Raw genomic sequence first — 2340 nt, 5'->3', positions numbered from 1 at the left:
CGCCGCCATCATGCTCATCCTGAGTGCCGGTCAACACCGGCCCCGAGACGCGGGGGTGTGTCAGTTCCTGTACTGGCAGAAGGAGTTTTCGATTCCGTCGTCGGCGCCGTTCGGCAAGATCGGCGACGCCTACGTCGCCGAGGTGTACCGGTGGGCCAACAAGAACGCGATCCCGGTGCGGCGGCTCGCCAAGGGTGAGAACCGAGAGCAGATCGCCTGCCAGTTGATCGAGGCGGCCGGAACGTGACGGCGGCAACGGGAAAGTGGTGCTGATCGGCACCCGATGTGGCGGTCATAGAAGGCCGAAGGCCAACAGCATGCGGCGTATCCGCACATGGATTGGGGTCGGCAGACGACGGGTCTTCATGCGTGCGGAACGTGGAAACCCCGCTCTGGTCCGCGCCGCCGTCATGGTGGCGCGGTAGGCCGACAGTAAGTGCGGCGGAATCCCCGGGCGGGACAGGATGCCCAAGAAGCGAACACCGATGCTCTGGCGCGGTGAAAAGCTTCTTCTGGCGCTGGCTACGTCTACGAGCTGGCGTTTCGCCAGTTCGAGAGGTCTCGGACACCCGGGTGTTTGACCGGCCCGCGGCCGCGCGGCCGTTTTTCGAACAAGTCATCCCCGACCACCTCGACGTGGGCTGGCCGGAATCGGTGTTGCTGATCTTCGACTGGAAGTTTGTGGCCGCGCCCTAGCACCCGGCTTGGCCAAGTTAAACGCAAGCCTCCCAACAGATCTCGCCAACCGCAGCCAACTCGCAATTGCCTGGCGCCACTCGAGAAACACCTGAATCAATTGGGCAGACCCACTCAAACGGCTGTAATGAGGGGGATTCGGCAAGGGGCGCGGTGATCGGACCGACGTCGCGACCACCGCGCCCTGGTGAGTGGTTGCCTGCTTAGTACCACGCATTGTGGAAGTCGAAACTGTCCGGGGCGGGACCGTTGTCGCACTTCACTTCGATGCTCCAGAGCGACCCCGTCTGGATCCCCGGGAACCACAGGTTGTGGTTTTGGCCCGCCTGCAAGTGGAACGGGACCCCGTACACCGGCAGTGGCTTCAATTTGCCGACCGGCGTGAAGGTGGGCGTGGCGGTGTAGGTGCATAGCCCGTGGCTGCCGGTCGACTGGACATGGACCGTGACACCCAGTGCGTCGCTGGTGGTGCCGACCGTGGTCGCGGCCTGCGCGGTCCCGGCGCCCAGGAACAGCAGAGCGGGTGCCGCGACGGCGGCGGCAGTTGCACCGAGTGCGGCAGTGATCGACTTCTTCAGCTTGTTGTTCATGTTGTGTACTCCTTGCTTTGGGTGGTGGATGGCGCTGGTTGCGCTTGCAGACAATGGTCGTGGGGACACCCGTCCCGATTCATCGCCCGCGGGAGGGATTCGGACCGCCTCGAGGTGTGGTTGACGTCATCCCTGCGAGGGAGACGAGCCCCAATGCGGTTCGTCGCTGTGGCTGGCCGTCACCCACGTGAGGACCCCGTTCGCACGCAATCCGGCCGCTTGGGACTACCGTTGGAACCGTGAATGCCGCACATCCCGGCGAGGTGGAGCCGGACTTCGCCCGTGAGTGGGTGGAGTTCTATGACCCGGACAATCCCGAACATTTGATCGCCGCCGATATGACGTGGCTGCTGTCGCGGTGGACCTGCGTGTTCGGCACGCCGGCATGCCAGGGCACCGTCGAGGGGCGCCCGGACGACGGATGCTGCTCGCACGGTGCGTTTTTGTCCGACGACGACGACCGTGCCCGCCTCGACGACGCCGTCAAACAGCTGACCGACGAGGACTGGCAGTTTCGGGAGAAGGGTCTCGGTAAGAAGGGCTACCTGGAGATGGACGAGTACGACGGCAAGCCCAACTGGCGTACCCGGAAACACAAGGGCGCGTGCATCTTTCTCAACCGGCCCGGATTTCCTGGCGGCATCGGCTGCGCATTGCACAGCAAGGCACTCAAACTGGGCGTGGAGCCGCTGACGATGAAGCCGGATGTGTGCTGGCAGTTGCCGATTCGACGCACGCAGGAGTGGGTGACCCGCCCCGATGGCAGCGAGATCCTCAAGACCACCATCACCGAATACGACCGCCGCGGCTGGGGTGAGGGCGGCGCGGACCTGCACTGGTACTGCACGGGTGATCCGGCTGCGCATGTCGGCGCGCGGCCGGTGTGGGAGTCGTATGCGGCCGAGCTCAGCGAGCTGCTCGGCGAGAAGGCCTACGCCGAGCTGGCGGCAATGTGCAAGCGGCGCAGCGCGTTAGGGCTTATCGCGGTGCACCCGGCGACCCGCGCGGCCGAGTAGTCATTGCGATTTCGGCGTAGCTTCCCTTGTCTTTCGGG

General features: G+C 64.8%; 4 protein-coding genes. 3 read left to right on the top strand and 1 reads right to left on the bottom strand.

Going from position 1 to position 2340, the window contains the following annotated elements; all coding sequences use genetic code 11:
• Both CWS39_RS28075 and CWS39_RS30110 read left to right on the top strand, forming a co-directional pair.
• A partial coding sequence (locus tag CWS39_RS28075) for a hypothetical protein (RefSeq protein ID WP_233213751.1) occupies nt 1–247 on the top strand: 247 nt, incomplete at its 5' end.
• Between the two features lie 326 nt (nt 248–573).
• On the top strand, nt 574–696 hold the full coding sequence (locus CWS39_RS30110) for a hypothetical protein (protein ID WP_255413063.1): 123 nt from the start codon (nt 574–576) through the stop codon (nt 694–696).
• Nucleotides 697–899: 203 nt separating this feature from the next.
• Here the strand turns inward: CWS39_RS30110 and CWS39_RS28070 are convergent, their stop codons facing one another.
• Entirely contained in the window at nt 900–1286 is a 387-nt protein-coding gene (locus tag CWS39_RS28070) for a hypothetical protein (RefSeq protein WP_102146088.1), read from the bottom strand.
• Between the two features lie 239 nt (nt 1287–1525).
• Here CWS39_RS28070 and CWS39_RS28065 point away from each other — a divergent pair, with 239 nt between their 5' ends.
• Nucleotides 1526–2302 carry a DUF3109 family protein gene (locus tag CWS39_RS28065; RefSeq protein WP_102146087.1) on the top strand — a complete coding sequence of 259 codons (777 nt, stop codon included), beginning with the start codon at nt 1526–1528 and terminating at the stop codon, nt 2300–2302.
• Nucleotides 2303–2340: the final 38 nt, after the last annotated feature.

It is taken from the genome of Mycobacterium hubeiense (genome assembly GCF_002838065.1).
Classification (GTDB): domain Bacteria; phylum Actinomycetota; class Actinomycetes; order Mycobacteriales; family Mycobacteriaceae; genus Mycobacterium; species Mycobacterium hubeiense.
Note: the sequence above shows the minus strand (reverse complement) of the source record. Positions and strands in the feature narration are given on the sequence as shown.

What these genes read in the sequence shown, in the direction of transcription:
- CWS39_RS28070 (WP_102146088.1), bottom strand. Translation starts at nt 1,286, where the DNA reads ATGAACAACAAGCTGAAGAAGTCGATCACTGCCGCACTCGGTGCAACT.